The organism is Kitasatospora brasiliensis, assembly GCF_032654805.1.
GTDB lineage: Bacteria > Actinomycetota > Actinomycetes > Streptomycetales > Streptomycetaceae > Kitasatospora > Kitasatospora brasiliensis.
The window spans coordinates 158,432-171,432 of record NZ_JAUOOW010000008.1; the positions used below are offsets into that span (position 1 = coordinate 158,432).

Consider the following 13,001-nt stretch of genomic DNA (forward strand, 5'->3'; position numbering starts at 1 on the left):
CACGGCTGCGCCGCGATCCGTCCCCTCGACGGACCGCGGCGCAGCCGCTTCAGAAGGTGTCAGCAGGCGTACGTCACACCCGCTGCCAGAGCGCCGGGACGTTCGGCGGCTCCCAGCCGACCAACGCGGTGTGGCCCTGGAGGCAGCGGTAGCTGACCCCGTTGTAGGTCACCACGTCACCGGCCTGGTAGGTGGTGCCGGCGGCCCAGGTGCCACCGGGGTTCGGCGTGCCGGTGCCGCCGACCGTCAGGCTGTACTGGGCGGTGTGGGTGGTGGCGCCGGCGGTGCCGGTCACGGTGATCTGGTACGTCCCGGCCACGGCGGCCGAGGAGGCGGCGAGCGTCAGGGTGGAGGACGAACCGGCCTGCACCGACGAGGGGTTGAAGCTCGCGGTGACGCCGGACGGCAGGCCGGAGGCGGTCAGGCCGACGCTCTGCGCGGTGCCCGAGGTGACGGCGGTGCCCACCGTCACCGAGGCCGAGGCGCCCGGCTGGACGGTGCCGGAGGACGGGTTCAGCGAGAGCGAGAAGTCGTTGCTGCCCGTGGTCGAGCAGGTCGGGTCACCGGCCTGGGCGGGCACGCTGACCGCGTCCCAGGCGGCCTTCGTCTGGTTGAAGAGGCCGCAGCTCGGGTCCAGGCTCTTGGCCGCCGTCAGGGTGGTGGTGCGGTAGCGCTTGTACGTCATGCCGCTGGTCTTGAGCAGCATGCCGCCGTAGAAGACCTGGCCGGCCTGCTTGACGCCGATGCCGGTGACGGAGGAGTTGTTGCAGGTCGGGCTGGAGGGCTTGCCGCCGCCCGGGTTGGAGCCCAGGGACAGCAGGTAGAACCAGTGGTTCAGCGGGCCGGCCGCCGCGTGCACCTCGGTGCTGGGGATGGAGGCCGAGTAGCAGTTGGGGTTGTTGCTCACCAGCGAGGGGTTGTACATGTTGCGGATCGGGCCGTTGCCGACCAGGTTGATCTGCCGGCCGACCAGGTAGTCCGGGTAGTCGTACGGCGCCGGCTGGTTGCTGTACTCCTTGGTGAGCGCGCCGAAGATGTCACCGGTGCCCTCGCCGAGGCCATTCTCGTTGTTGGCGCCACCGGGGGTGTACTGGTCGATGCCGTGGCCGAACTCGTGGCCGACGACGTCCTGGGAGGCGATCCACTCGCCGGCCTGGCTGTGGCCGATCGACACGGAGCTGCCGTCCCAGTAGGCGTTGACGTCGCTGAGGCCGACCTTGATCGGCCAGCTGCCGCCGTTGCCGTCGTGGCCGTTGCGACCGAGCCAGTCGCGGAGCATGTTCCACTCCTGCTGGGCCGCGTACATCGCGTCGCCGCAGCCGGTCTCCTTGCTCGACGGGCTGCCGGTGCCCCAGGAGTCGCTGGACTTGGTGAACACCTGGCCGGTGCTGTAGTCGGAGCACGACAGGCCGGGCCGGTTGGGGTCGCGCAGCGAGTACGAGCCGCCCGAGTTGGTGGTGCTGATGGTGAGCGGGCCGGGGCCGTTCCACTTGCTGTTCACGGTGCCGGCGCGGGAGTCGTCGTAGCTGTCGACGACCTCGCCGGTGACGGCGTCCACGAAGACGTGCAGCCGGCTGGGCGCGGAGTCGGTGCGGCCGGTGAGCACGGTCTCCCAGGCGAGCCGGCTGGTGTCGTCCTTGACCCGGACGACCAGGCGGCGGGACTCCACCGCGTCCACGGCGGCCAGCTTGGTCCGGGCGGTCTTCTCGGCCTGCTCGGCGCTGATCTTCGCCTTCGTCGGGGCCTTGACCGGGTGGGAGGCGGCCGACTGGACGCCGCGGACCTTGCCCTGACCGTCGGAGAGCACCACCGCGTCGCCGCCGACCACGGGCAGGCCGTGGTAGCTGCGCTCGTACGCGACGGAGTAGAGGCCGCCGAGCCAGGGGGTGACGGCCTTGCGCTCGTACGTCTCGTCCTGACCCTTGGCCAGCGCGTCCAGGCCGCCCGCGGCCGCGGCGTCGGCCGCGTTCACGGCGGCGGCCAGGGCGCTCGGCGGTGCCGGGGTCGGGGCGGGCGCGGCGGTGGCGGGACCGGCGGTGGCGGCGATCATGCCGGCCAGCAGGGTCAGGGAGGTCGCGGCGGTCAGCAACCGGCCCGCGGAAACTCTGCGTTGCATCGAGGCTCCTTGGTGTGGGGGTTCCTCGACGCGGACGGCACATGGCTGGTGGCACACCGCAAGGCCGTGTCTGTGGGGACGGCCGTGCGGGCCGTCCGCGCTCGGGTTTCCGAACACTCACACGGCGTCATGCTCGGGTCAATGGCTGCTGCGAGCGCTCCGCGGGGTTGGCAAGTTCCGTCAAGTTCCACCAAGTCGGCTGGTCCGGATTTGCGTCGAGCTGGGGTTTTCTTCCAGTGGTTGAGACCACGTCAGGTATTGGTTGAGACCACATCAGATGCCAGGGGGTGGGCGCATACCGATCTCCGGAGCGAGGCCCAACAGCATGATCAAACTATTTCCGTGGCGGCACGCGGGCGCTAAGCTGCGGACTTCCGAGCCGGCACCCGACAGGCCGTGCCCGGCCGGTGTTCTCCGGGCCGCCCCTCACCCGGATCCCGCCGGCCGAGGCGTTCCCCGTCCACTTCGGCGCCGGGGAACCGTGAAGGGATCTCAGGAGGGGCGGATGGAGTCGTATCTCGCACAGGCGGTGCGGTCGGGCAGACGCCGGGCCGACGCCTTCTCCCGCGGCTACCGGCGGGTGGCCCCCGCGGTCCTGCGGGTCAGCGTCGGCGCGGTGTACCTCTGGTTCGGGGTGCTCAAGTTCATCCCCGGAGCCAGCCCCGCCGAGGACCTCGCCACCCGCTGCATGAGCCTGATGACCTTCGACCTGGTGCCGCCCGGCGTCTCGCGGCCGCTGCTGGCGCTCATGGAGGTCGCCATCGGAGCCGGCCTGGTCACCGGACTGCTGCTGCGGCTGACCCTGGCCGTGTTCTTCACGCACATGGCCGGGGTGTTCGCGACGCTCGTCCTGCTGCCGAACGACGTGTGGGTGGACGGCGTCCCGCCCGTCCCGACGCTGGAGGGGCAGTACATCCTCAAGAACGTCGTGCTGATCGCGGCCTGCCTGACCGTCGCCACCCGGGGAGCGGAACGGGCCGAGCCCGCTGCGGCTCCCCGGGCCGTGGCGAAGCCGCTGCCCGCGCGGCCTTCTACCTCACGGTCCGCTACTTGATGGTCTTCGCCAGCGGCACCGCCAGCTGCATGAAGTTCGGCAGCCGGCCGAGGATGTCGTCGCCGCTGAGGAACAGCAGCTTGTCGCCGATCCGGATCGCCACGACCTCCATGCTGCTGTACGGGCCGGTGGGCACCCGCTTCATGTCGAAGGCCTCGTCACCGAGCCCCGGCACGGGCTGCAAGGTGACGGTCATCGGGATCGAGATGCCGTCCACGCTCTTCCCGGTGAAGGTCTTGCAGCGCTCCGCGTACGCCCGCAGGTCGGTGAGCAGCTGGGCCGCGTCGCCGGGGCGGTAGGCGGCCAGGGTGACCTGGACCGTGTGCTTGTCGTCGTTGACCTCGTTCATCGCGTTCGAGAGCTGGTAGCCCAGGGAGAGGACGCTCCCGGACAGTCGCATCTGGTTGCACGGCTCCGTCTTCTGCCCCGGGTCGCCCCGGTAGTCGTTGATGGCGGTACCGGTGTCGGATTCGTTGCCGTTGCCCTTGATCGTCCACCCCGGGGGCAGGATCGCGGCGGTCGGCAGGAACGCGCTCAACTCCTTGCCGGTGACGGGCGGCACGGTCGGCGTGCTGCTGGGGGTGTTGAACGCCGGGGCGCCGGTGGTCTGGAGCGTCGGAGCCGCCGCCGGGGTGATGGCCGCCGGGGTCGTGGCAGCGGTCACCGCGGCCTTCGGCGTGTCGTAGATCGACCCCGAGCCGGAGGAGCACCCCGTGACCACGGCCGCGGCCATCGCGGCCGCTCCCACCGTGAGCGGAATCCTGACGCTGGATCGGGCGATGGACACAAGGACCCCCGTGGGTTCGTAACCGAATGCGGTGCTTCGTGCACAGGGGTGTGACCCCCCGGAGTGACCATATCGTCACTCCGGGGCGGTGCCGGACCGGATCACCCGGTCCCGAGTCCTGACCGGCCGCCACCTCGCCGCCCGACCACGGACGGTCGGGTGCACGGTGGGAATCGTGCCCGATCCGTTTGTCCGGTGACATGAGTATGCGTACTCAATGTGCGTCCGTCGCGAGGCCTCCTCCGGCCCGCTGGGGTGTGTTCAGACGATGTCGAGGGTGGTGGACGGCGAGGTCCGGGTGCCGATGGAGAATTCGACGCTGGTGGGGCCGAGGGGCGCGGTGCTGTCGGCGCTGACGCAGACCCACATGACCGACTGCGACTGGCCGCTGGGGACGCGCAGGTCGACGTTGGTGAAGGTGAGGGACTGCCCGTCGACGGAGACGGTTCCGTGGTACTGGGTGTCGTTGCCGGTGGCGTCCCGGACGGTCAACTGGTGGTCGGGGGCCGCCGGTGTGCCGAACAGCAGGCCGGATCCGGCCGGAAGCGTCACCGTGACGGTCTGCGGCGGTAGGGCATGGGTGCCGTTGTTGAGGACCTCCACGCCCGGGTACCTGAGCGCTCCGCCCCGCGCCAGGGTCACCGCAGGGTTCTCGTAGTGGGAGACCAGGACGTCCGCGGCCTGGGCACGGGCGGCGAAGTCGATGCCCTCCTGGAAGGGCACCACGTGCACCCCGTCGATCTCGTACGTCCGGTGGCTCTTACCGGGGTGCGACAGTCAGACCTCCACCCGGTGGCCACGTTCGGCCAACGGACGGAGCATCGAGTGCAGCATCCACTCCGAGCCGGCGTTGTGGTCCGGCGGGTACCCGTACACCCGGGCCACGATCGACCTGCGCCGCGCCGCCGGTAACCCGGCCAGCCCGTACGCGAGGGACGCCATCCTGCCCACCCGTCAACCCCCTCGTGTGGGGTGTTTATGCTGATACCGGACTTATCTGGCATATCGTATCTTCGCGTGGTCCCACCCGCATGCGCCACACGGGACGTCCGGACCGCGCCGAACCCTCCACAGGCGCCCCTGTTAGCATGATTGACATGCTCAGGAGGGGGTCCAGGCAGCAGCGGGAGGGCAGCGGGTCGGGTTCCGGTCCGCAGCGGGCGCTGATCATCGCCAATTTCGTCAGCAGGGTCGGCAACGGGCTGTTCAACACCGCCGCCGTGCTCTACTTCACGCTCGTGGTGCACCTGCCCGCCGCGCAGGTGGGGGTCGGGCTGACGATCGCCGGCGTCAGCGGACTGGCCGCCGGAGTGCCGGCCGGGAACCTGGCCGACCGGTACGGGCCGCGCGTGGTCTGCCTGACGGCCCAGGGCCTCCAGGCCGTCACCATGGTGGCGTTCGTGTTCGTCGACAGCTGGTTCGCGTTCACGCTCGTCGCCACCCTGGACCGGCTGGCCGCCACGGCGGCCGGCGCGGCGGGCGGTGCGCTGATCGCCAGGGTCGGCGGCGAGGCCCCCGCCGCCTTCCGGGCCAGGCTGCGCACCTACGTCAACCTCGGCGTCGTCGTCGGCACCCTGGGCGCGGCCTTCGCCATCCAGATCGACACCCGGGCCGCGTACACCGGGCTGATCCTCGCCGACGCCGCCAGCTTCGCCGGCGCCGGACTGATCGCCTTCCTGGGCATCCCCCACTACCCGCCGCTGCCCCGGCCCGAGGAACACCGCCCGTGGGCGGTCCTGACCGACCGTCCGTACGTGTCCTTCGTCGCGCTCTACAGCGCCATGGGCCTCCAGTACCAGACGGTCTCCCTGCTGCTGCCGCTCTGGCTCAGCGCCCACACCAGCTCGCCGCGCTGGACGGTGGCGGCGGTCTACGCGGTCAACAGCGGCGTCTGCGTGCTGCTCCAGAGCAGGCTCGGCTCCACCGTCGAGACCCCGCGGCAGGGCGGCCGCGCCCTGCGCCTCGCCGGGCTCCTCTTCCTCGTCAGCTGCCCGCTGATGGCCCTGACCGCCGACGTCCCCGGATGGGTCGCGCCGGTGCTCGCCGTCCTCGCCGTGTGCGTCCACAGCGTCGGCGAGGTGTGGGAGTCCTCGGGCGGCTACGCACTCGGCTTCGGCCTCGCGCCCGACCACGCCCAGGGCCAGTACCAGGGCCTGCTCGGCATCGGCTTCAACGCCGGGCAGGCCCTCGCCCCCCTCGTGCTGACCGGAGCCGTCCTCGCCCTCGGGCACACCGGCTGGCTGCTCCTCGGCATGTTCTTCGCCTGCCTGGGCGCGGCCGCCCCGCCACTGGCCGCCTGGGCCGAGCGCACCCGGCCCGGGGCACCGGACGCGCAGGACCCGGCGCGAGCGGCCCGGGTGCCGACGGCCGACTAGGGGTGATCACCCTGCCGTCGCTGGCGGTGGGACCGTTCGTGCGGGTACCTGGACCTGGCGCTGGTGAGCGGGCGCCGGGTTCGTGGCCGGCGGTCTCGGCGCGGCGCAGGACGGAGATGAGGGCCGGCGTCTGACCCACCGCTGGTTGATCCTGGGCCTGAGCAGGCCATGGCCGTACGGTGACCGAGGTCCGCCCTGTGCCGGACGGCGGAACGCGGTCGCGCACCGTCGGTGCCCGGCCGCACTCTGGGAAGGGCTGTTCGGCGGCGCGAGGAGTGCAGGTGGTGCGAGCGGTGCGGGCAGTGCGCGCGGCTGGGCGGGCGTTGATGCGGCTCGGGCCGGAGGGGTATGTGGACTTCGGCGCGTACCGTGGCGCCCGGCGCTTGGTGCGGGTGCTGCCGCCGTTGATCATCGCTGGCGGGGCGGTGTACGACGTGCTCACTCCGCCCATGTACACGGCGGCGCCGCTGCTTCCGGTGGCACCGCTGGTCGCCGCCCCGTTCTTCTCGACTCTGGCGACAGTGCTGACCGGTCTGGCCGCCGTCCTGACGAGCATCGGTCTGAACCTCTTCCGCGGAGAACCCAACCCCGCCGTCGCGTTCACCGAGACGATGACCGTCTTCACCGTCTCCCTGATCGCAGTGCTGATCAACCGGCTGGCACAGAGCCGGGGCAGACGGCTCGCCTCGGCCCGGGAGATCGCGGAGGCGGCGCAGCGGGCGGTACTGCCGACGCCGGCGGAGCGGATCCGCGGGCTGCGGATCGCTGCCCGGTACGAGGCTGCGCAGGGGGACGCGCTGATCGGTGGCGACCTGTTCGCGGTGCAGGACACCCCGTACGGGGTGCGGCTCGTGGTGGGCGACGTGCGGGGCAAGGGGATGGGCGCGGTGGAGGCGGTGTCGGTGATCATCGGCGCGTTCCGGGAGGCGGCCGAGCAGGAGGCGACGCTGGAGCGGGTGGCGGCCCGGCTGGAGCGGGCGCTGGGCCGGGAGGGGGAACGCCGGGGCGGCCTCGACGACACGGAAGGGTTCACCACCGCTGTCCTGGCGGAGTTCCCGGGCGTCCCCGGCCAGCCGAGAGGCGCATGGGAGCCGGGCGAGTGCGCGGAGTCCGTACGGCTGCTCAATCGCGGGCATCCTGAGCCGCTGCTGTTGCACGAGAACGGGGCCGCTCTGCCGCTGCCGCCCAGCGAGCCCGCGTTGCCACTGGGCCTCGGCGAGGTGGCGGCATGGCCGGATCAGGCCGACGAGACGCCGTTCCCCCCGGGCGCGACGCTGCTGTTCTACACGGACGGACTGAACGAGGCCCGCGACGCGCACGGCGTCTTCTACGACCCGGCCCAGCGCCTTGCCGGGCGGACCTTCCCCGGGCCCGAGGAACTGCTCGACGCGCTGGTGGCCGACGTCCACCGGCACACCGGCAACGGCACGACGGACGACATGGCGCTGCTCGCGGTCCGCCGCCCGCCGACGGCCGGTGCCGGCCCCTGACGTTCGTGCTCACCGCCGGCCAAGCCGGCGACGCGCCCGCCTTCACCGCGGTGATGGCCCGCCTGCGTGCCCCGGCCACGCGGACGGCCGCGGACCAGGCCGAACGTGGTCCTGGCCGACAGGGCCTACTTCTCGCGGGCCATCCGCGACCACCTGCGCTGGCGATCAAGAGCGCCGGCGCCAGGTGGGGCGGAACGCGACGACGCACACGATCGCCGGCAGGACCGCTCGAACGACGGCTCAACGCGCAGGCCCGATCCCCTCCGGCAGGATGGCCACCACGTGGGCGACGGCCTCCTCCGGCGTCTCGAAGCGCGCGAGCAACTCGGCCCGGTCCCACACCCCGTAGAACCCCTCGTCGTGCGGCCGGATCATGGGCCCGACCCGGGTCGTGTCCCATCGCGCCGTGGTGCTGGTGGAGAACCAGAGGTTGAAGTGGCTGGTCACCGGCACCAGCCGGCGGAGCACCGGCTGGGCGTACGCCGCCGCCAACAGCGCGTGCACGCGCGGGAACCGGTTCATCGACGGCGAGTGGATGCCGTCGAGCTTGAGGCACCACGCCAACTCGACGGCACCGAGCGGCTCCCGCTCGTGCGCGAGGGCCCAGGGGCGGAACCCGATGCACGGGGCCTGCTCCTTGGTCTCCTGGAGCCCCGCCCCGCCGGTCCAGGCCGCCGCCGCCCTGACCACCTCGGCCGGATCGGCGGTGCATCCGCCGGCCAGGTGCCGGCCGTCGCTCTGGAGGTCCACCCAGAAGGTCCGACGCTGCTCGTCGGCCGGACACACCGTCACCCGCCGGTCGAGCCCCTCGTCGACGTACACGGCCATGCCGCCCCACCGCCCGTCCGGCTCGGGCAAGGCGACCCCGAGGCCCTCCGCCGCACGCAGCAACACCTCCCCGAGCACTCCGCCGCCCCGGTCGTTCTCGCCGGACCCCACCCCGAAGCTCATCCCCCCAGTATGCCGCCGGGTGGGCCACCCCCGCAGGGGCGGAGGGGGCCCACCGGCCGGAGCGCGGATGACCGGACGACCGGGGCCGGTCAGCAGGCCGTCTTCGCGCCCGGGGAACGGACGGCGACCGTGCACAGCCGCTTGGTGGCGCGGGTCAGGGCGACGTACAGGTCCCGATCGCCCGCGGGCCGGGCCGCGACCATCCCCTCCGGGTCCACCACGAGGGCCTCGTCGAACTCCAGGCCGCGCGCCTCCGACGCCGGGACCAGCCTGGCGTACTCCTCGACCCCGGCGGCCGCCAGCTCCGCCACCCGGCCGTCCGCGCAGACGACGCCGATCAGCTCGCCCGGATGCGCGGCGGCCTGCGCCCGCAGCTCGCGCAGGAGTGCGCCGACGAGCCGCTCCGGGGCCACCGCGACCGACCGCGGCTCGTCACCGTGACGGATCGACCGGACCGGCGGCTGCCCCGGGGCGATCCGGCGGAGCAACTCCCCGGTGGTGGCGAGGATCTCCTGCGTCGTCCGGTAGCTGACGGTCAGCGTCCGCAGGTCGAAGCGCCGGCCCAGGTGCGGGGCGAGCGCCTCGTCCCAGTCCCGCGCGGTCGCCGCCGGGCCCGCCTGCGCGAAGTCACCGACCAGCGTCATCGAGCGCCCCGGGCACCGGCGTACGACCATCCGCCACTGCATGGCCGTCAGCTCCTGGGCCTCGTCGACGACGACGTGCCCGAAGGTCCGCTCGGGCGGCCCGTCGACCAGGCTCGCCGCCTCGTCGAGGAGCGGCACGTCGGCCCCGGTCCACGGCGCGCCGGGGGTGCGCAGCAGCGACGCCCGCTCGTCGTCGGTCAGGTGCGGCAGGTGCTCGGCCAGGGCGTCGGCGTCGGCCAGCAGGGCATCGACGACCCCGCCGGGCACCAGCCGCGGCCAGAGCTCCTCTACGGCCCGGTCCAGGTGCGCGTCGTCCAGGAGCGCGGCCCGGACCGCGTCGGCGTCGAACTCGTCGGCCCCGGTGGAGGGCGCGCCGTCGATGCCGAGGCTGCGCAGGTCCCGGGCCGCCATCTTGTCGAAGTCGACGCCGGTGAGCCGGGCGACCTCGTCGTCGATGCGCTCCAGCGCCTCGGCCGTCCCGCGGGCCAGCGCACCGGTCAGGGAGTCCACCAGCAGCTCCAGGAACAGCCGGCGCGCCCGGTTGTGGGCGAGGCCGCTCGCCCGCGCCGCCTCCCGCGCCCCGGCGACCTCCCCCTCCTCCAGGCGGACCCACTCCTTGCCGACCCGGACGGTGAAGTCCCCGCCGGGCGCCTGCCGCGTCCGGACCCACCCGGCCAGCGCGTCGGCCAGGCCGGCGCCGCCCTTGAGGCGCGCCACCCCGAACCGGTCCACGGCACCCGGCCGGACACCGGCCAGCTCCTGGCACGTCGCCAGGACGACGTCGTTCTCCCCGAGCGAGGGCAGCACCTGCGAGACGTAGTCCAGGAAGCGCGCGTTCGGCCCCAGGACCAGCACGCCGCGCTCGGCCGCCTTCGGGAACGCGTACAGCACGTACGCGGCGCGGTGCAGCGCCACCACCGTCTTCCCGGTGCCCGGCCCGCCCTGCACCACCGTCACCCCGCGGTGCGAGGACCGGACGATCGCGTCCTGCTCCGCCTGGAGCGTGGCGACCGCCGTCCCCATCCGACCCGTGCGCCGCGCCCGCAACGCCGCCGCCAACGGACCGTCACCGACGACGTCCCCGGCGGCCGGCTCCGAGCCGTCCAGCAGCTCGTCGCTCACCCCGACCACCGTGCGGCCCGCCAGGCTCAGATGGCGGCGCCGACGCAGCCCCATCGGGTGCACCGGGGTCGCCTCGTAGAAGGCCCGCGCCGCCTCCGCCCGCCAGTCCACCAGCACCGGCAGCTCGTCCTCGTCCCGGTGCAGGCCCAGCCGCCCGATCCGCAGCACCATCCCGTCCGCCAGGTCGATCCGGCCGAAGACCAGCCCTCCCTCGGCGCCCTCCAGCCGGCGCACCTCCCCCGCCAGCCGCCCGGCCGCCACCTCCCGCTCGTACACCTCGCCCGCGCTGTCGGCCGCCGACGCGAGCACCCGGCCCAGCTGCTCCCGCGCCCCGGCGAGCCGCTCGTCGAACAGCTCGCCGATGACGGACACCTGCACCCGCTCCAGCTCCACCTGCTGTGCGGCGCTGCCGTGGATCTGTGACAAGAAAGAGCCCCCTCCTCGATTCGACGCACCACTATGCAGAGCTGTTCCGGGAAAGTAAACGTTGATCTTCCGGCACGAATGTGGCCCTCGGGGGACTTCGGGGACTTCGGGGACTTCGAGGGCTTCGGGGGGCTTTGATTTCCGGCGCCGCGTTTTCCGGGAATTCCGGAACGGCCGACCGGGCGCCGCGTTCCGGGGCACCGAGTTCGACGGCGGGTCCCCGAGGTCAGCGCAGGACGGCGAGTTCGGCCACCACGGCGCGGTGGTCGCTGCGCGGCAGGGCGTGCTCGGTGACGTCGACGGCGGTCAGCGCGGGCCCGTGCAGGACGTGGTCGATCTGGATCGCGGCCGGGACGCGGTAGTCGGGGTGGTCCTGGGGCCAGGTCGGGAAGAGGCCGGCGCCGAGTTCCTCATGGGTGTCGGTCAGGCCGGTGTCGATCAGGTCGCGCATCGGCTTGTGGTCCAGGGTGGCGTTGAAGTCGCCCAGCATGACCGCGTTGTGGGCGCGCCCGGGCGCGGCGGCGCGCAGGCGGTGCAGGTCATCGGCCCAGCGACGGGCGTCGCCGACCGGGTAGTAGGTGTGCACGGCGACCAGCCGCACCGGGCGGCCGCCGACCTCGACGGTCAGGTTGGTGGTCGGCCAGGCCGGGTCGGCGGCAGAGCTGACGGGCAGCCGGGTGTAGAGCGCGGTGTCGGTCCCGGCGGGCCGCTCGCGGTGCGGCAGCAGGTCGCGGATGCCGGCCGCGTCCAGCGCGTCGGCGGCGGAGTCGCTCTGCTCCTCGACCGCGAGCACGTCGATCCGCTGGTCGCGCACCAGGTCGACCAGGGACGTCGGCGAGACCTGCCCCATGAAGTTGTTGCTGGTCGCCACGCGCAGCCGGGGCGCGTCGGCGGGCGCGTCCGTCCCGTTCGGGACGAGCCGGGGTATCAGCCACCACAGGTGCAGCACCACCAGCGCGGCCGCGACCCCGGTCAGCCACCGCGCGCGCAGCACCACCACCGCGCGCGCAGCACCACCACCGCCACCAGCAGCAGCACGCCTAGCAGCGCCGCGTACGGCAGCCCGGCCATCGGCAGGGCCAGCACCGTCCCGTCGTCCCATCCGAGCAGCCGCACCCCCGCGAGCGCGGCCGGCCCCAGCAGCAGCACCCCGCACCCGGTCAGCGCGGCGGTACGCCAACGGTTCCGGCTGCCGGGCGGCGTGCTCTTCGACGTACGGTCCGTCACGGTGCTCCTTCCAGGGGTGGACGGCGGCCGTGATCACCGGCCGCCGTTGTGAAGCACGGACGCCCGCGTCCGGGGCCCGGTTCCGCCCCGAAGGCGGAGACCGATCGATGCTTCGTGGCCGAATCGGCCGTCGAACCGGCGGCGGGTACGTTGAACTCCGGCCGGTGTCCGGGACGGCGGACCGGCTACGACGAACCGGCTTCGACGAACCGGGAGATTCGGTGGGCAGCGCCATGGAATGGCTGGAGAAGGTGTTCGGCAACGGATTCTCCGTGACCTTCGCGGAGAGCCTGGAGGCACGGGAACTGCTGCTCAGGCTGGGCTGTGACGCCGAGAGCCTGGAGATGATCGATCAGGAGGACGCCGAGGAACGGCAGCTCGACGACGGCGTCACCATGATCCGGGCCGGTGTGCACGGCGGCTGGGCGTACGCGGTGCAGGCCTGGGGGACGCGGGTGTTCGAGGACGGGGTGCTGGACGTGGTTTCCGCGGGGACACGCGCCGTCGCATTGGTCAGTACGGAAACGATTCCGTACTTCACCTATCGCGAGAACACGGAAGAGGTGTGCGGATTCGATCCGGGCATGCCGTGGATACGTCACGGCAGTGACCCCGACCGGTTCAACGCCCTGATGTCGGAGGTCGGTCTGGACCCCTCCGGGGAGGCGGCCGGGTCCGGGGCGGTGGCCGGGATGCTGGTGCTCGCCGAGCGGGCGTTCGGGCTCGGCCTGCCGTACGCGGACGTGGTCGAGGAGGAACTCCTCGGCGGGGTGGTCCCCGAGTAAGGGGTAGGGTCCGCCCGGATGCGG

At 72.9% G+C, this 13,001-nt stretch carries 11 protein-coding genes and 3 pseudogenes; 5 read left to right on the forward strand and 9 right to left on the reverse strand.

Annotated elements, in window-relative coordinates:
- Nucleotides 1-73 precede the first annotated feature (73 nt).
- Nucleotides 74-199, reverse strand: a pseudogene (locus tag QWJ13_RS34290) (carbohydrate-binding protein); the annotation flags it as partial.
- Between the two features lie 12 nt (nucleotides 200-211).
- A pseudogene (locus QWJ13_RS29350) lies at nucleotides 212-2,086 on the reverse strand (M4 family metallopeptidase); the annotation flags it as partial.
- A gap of 535 nt (nucleotides 2,087-2,621) precedes the next feature.
- On the opposite strand from QWJ13_RS29350, the gene QWJ13_RS29355 reads away from it, so the two are divergent.
- Complete coding sequence (locus tag QWJ13_RS29355) at nucleotides 2,622-3,170, forward strand: DoxX family protein (protein ID WP_316528259.1); 549 nt, start codon at nucleotides 2,622-2,624, stop codon at nucleotides 3,168-3,170.
- Here QWJ13_RS29355 and QWJ13_RS29360 read toward each other — a convergent pair.
- From QWJ13_RS29360 to QWJ13_RS29370, 3 genes are all read right to left on the reverse strand, one after another.
- A complete protein-coding gene (locus QWJ13_RS29360) occupies nucleotides 3,163-3,957 on the reverse strand; it encodes a hypothetical protein (RefSeq protein ID WP_316528260.1) in 795 nt (264 codons plus the stop codon). The genes QWJ13_RS29355 and QWJ13_RS29360 overlap by 8 nt on opposite strands.
- 261 nt (nucleotides 3,958-4,218) lie before the next feature.
- Nucleotides 4,219-4,680: a hypothetical protein gene (locus QWJ13_RS29365; protein WP_316528261.1), complete on the reverse strand. Its 462-nt coding sequence runs from the start codon at nucleotides 4,678-4,680 to the stop codon at nucleotides 4,219-4,221.
- A 54-nt stretch (nucleotides 4,681-4,734) separates the two neighbouring features.
- The gene (locus QWJ13_RS29370; protein ID WP_316528263.1) at nucleotides 4,735-4,899 is read right to left on the reverse strand and encodes a hypothetical protein; all 165 of its coding nucleotides are present in this window, start codon (nucleotides 4,897-4,899) and stop codon (nucleotides 4,735-4,737) included.
- Between the two features lie 155 nt (nucleotides 4,900-5,054).
- Here QWJ13_RS29370 and QWJ13_RS29375 point away from each other — a divergent pair, with 155 nt between their 5' ends.
- The 3 genes and pseudogenes from QWJ13_RS29375 to QWJ13_RS29385 all read left to right on the forward strand — a co-directional run.
- Nucleotides 5,055-6,332, forward strand: a complete 1,278-nt coding sequence (locus QWJ13_RS29375; protein WP_316528266.1) for an MFS transporter — start codon at nucleotides 5,055-5,057, stop codon at nucleotides 6,330-6,332.
- A gap of 326 nt (nucleotides 6,333-6,658) precedes the next feature.
- On the forward strand, nucleotides 6,659-7,822 hold the full coding sequence (locus QWJ13_RS29380; protein WP_316528477.1) for a PP2C family protein-serine/threonine phosphatase: 1,164 nt from the start codon (nucleotides 6,659-6,661) through the stop codon (nucleotides 7,820-7,822).
- Nucleotides 7,795-7,987, forward strand: a pseudogene (locus tag QWJ13_RS29385) (transposase); the annotation flags it as partial. The gene QWJ13_RS29380 and the pseudogene QWJ13_RS29385, both read left to right, overlap by 28 nt.
- 75 nt (nucleotides 7,988-8,062) lie before the next feature.
- Here QWJ13_RS29385 and QWJ13_RS29390 read toward each other — a convergent pair.
- The 4 genes from QWJ13_RS29390 to QWJ13_RS29405 form a co-directional block, all read right to left on the reverse strand.
- Nucleotides 8,063-8,773, reverse strand: coding sequence for a DUF6193 family natural product biosynthesis protein (locus tag QWJ13_RS29390; protein ID WP_316528268.1), 711 nt, complete (start codon nucleotides 8,771-8,773; stop codon nucleotides 8,063-8,065).
- Between the two features lie 89 nt (nucleotides 8,774-8,862).
- Nucleotides 8,863-10,965: a HelD family protein gene (locus tag QWJ13_RS29395; protein ID WP_316528269.1), complete on the reverse strand. Its 2,103-nt coding sequence runs from the start codon at nucleotides 10,963-10,965 to the stop codon at nucleotides 8,863-8,865.
- Nucleotides 10,966-11,191: 226 nt separating this feature from the next.
- Nucleotides 11,192-11,965, reverse strand: coding sequence for an endonuclease/exonuclease/phosphatase family protein (locus QWJ13_RS29400; RefSeq protein WP_316528270.1), 774 nt, complete (start codon nucleotides 11,963-11,965; stop codon nucleotides 11,192-11,194).
- Nucleotides 11,938-12,192 carry a hypothetical protein gene (locus QWJ13_RS29405; RefSeq protein ID WP_316528271.1) on the reverse strand — a complete coding sequence of 85 codons (255 nt, stop codon included), beginning with the start codon at nucleotides 12,190-12,192 and terminating at the stop codon, nucleotides 11,938-11,940. The genes QWJ13_RS29400 and QWJ13_RS29405 overlap by 28 nt, the downstream gene beginning before the upstream one ends.
- A gap of 221 nt (nucleotides 12,193-12,413) precedes the next feature.
- Between QWJ13_RS29405 and QWJ13_RS29410 the strand changes: the two genes are divergently transcribed.
- Nucleotides 12,414-12,977, forward strand: coding sequence for a DUF6461 domain-containing protein (locus QWJ13_RS29410; protein ID WP_316528273.1), 564 nt, complete (start codon nucleotides 12,414-12,416; stop codon nucleotides 12,975-12,977).
- The last annotated feature ends 24 nt before the right edge of the window (nucleotides 12,978-13,001 follow it).

What these genes read in the sequence shown, in the direction of transcription:
- QWJ13_RS29370 (WP_316528263.1), bottom strand. Translation starts at nt 4,899, where the DNA reads ATGGCGTCCCTCGCGTACGGGCTGGCCGGGTTACCGGCGGCGCGGCGC.
- QWJ13_RS29390 (WP_316528268.1), bottom strand. Translation starts at nt 8,773, where the DNA reads ATGAGCTTCGGGGTGGGGTCCGGCGAGAACGACCGGGGCGGCGGAGTG.
- QWJ13_RS29355 (WP_316528259.1), top strand. Translation starts at nt 2,622, where the DNA reads ATGGAGTCGTATCTCGCACAGGCGGTGCGGTCGGGCAGACGCCGGGCC.
- QWJ13_RS29380 (WP_316528477.1), top strand. Translation starts at nt 6,659, where the DNA reads ATGCGGCTCGGGCCGGAGGGGTATGTGGACTTCGGCGCGTACCGTGGC.
- QWJ13_RS29375 (WP_316528266.1), top strand. Translation starts at nt 5,055, where the DNA reads ATGCTCAGGAGGGGGTCCAGGCAGCAGCGGGAGGGCAGCGGGTCGGGT.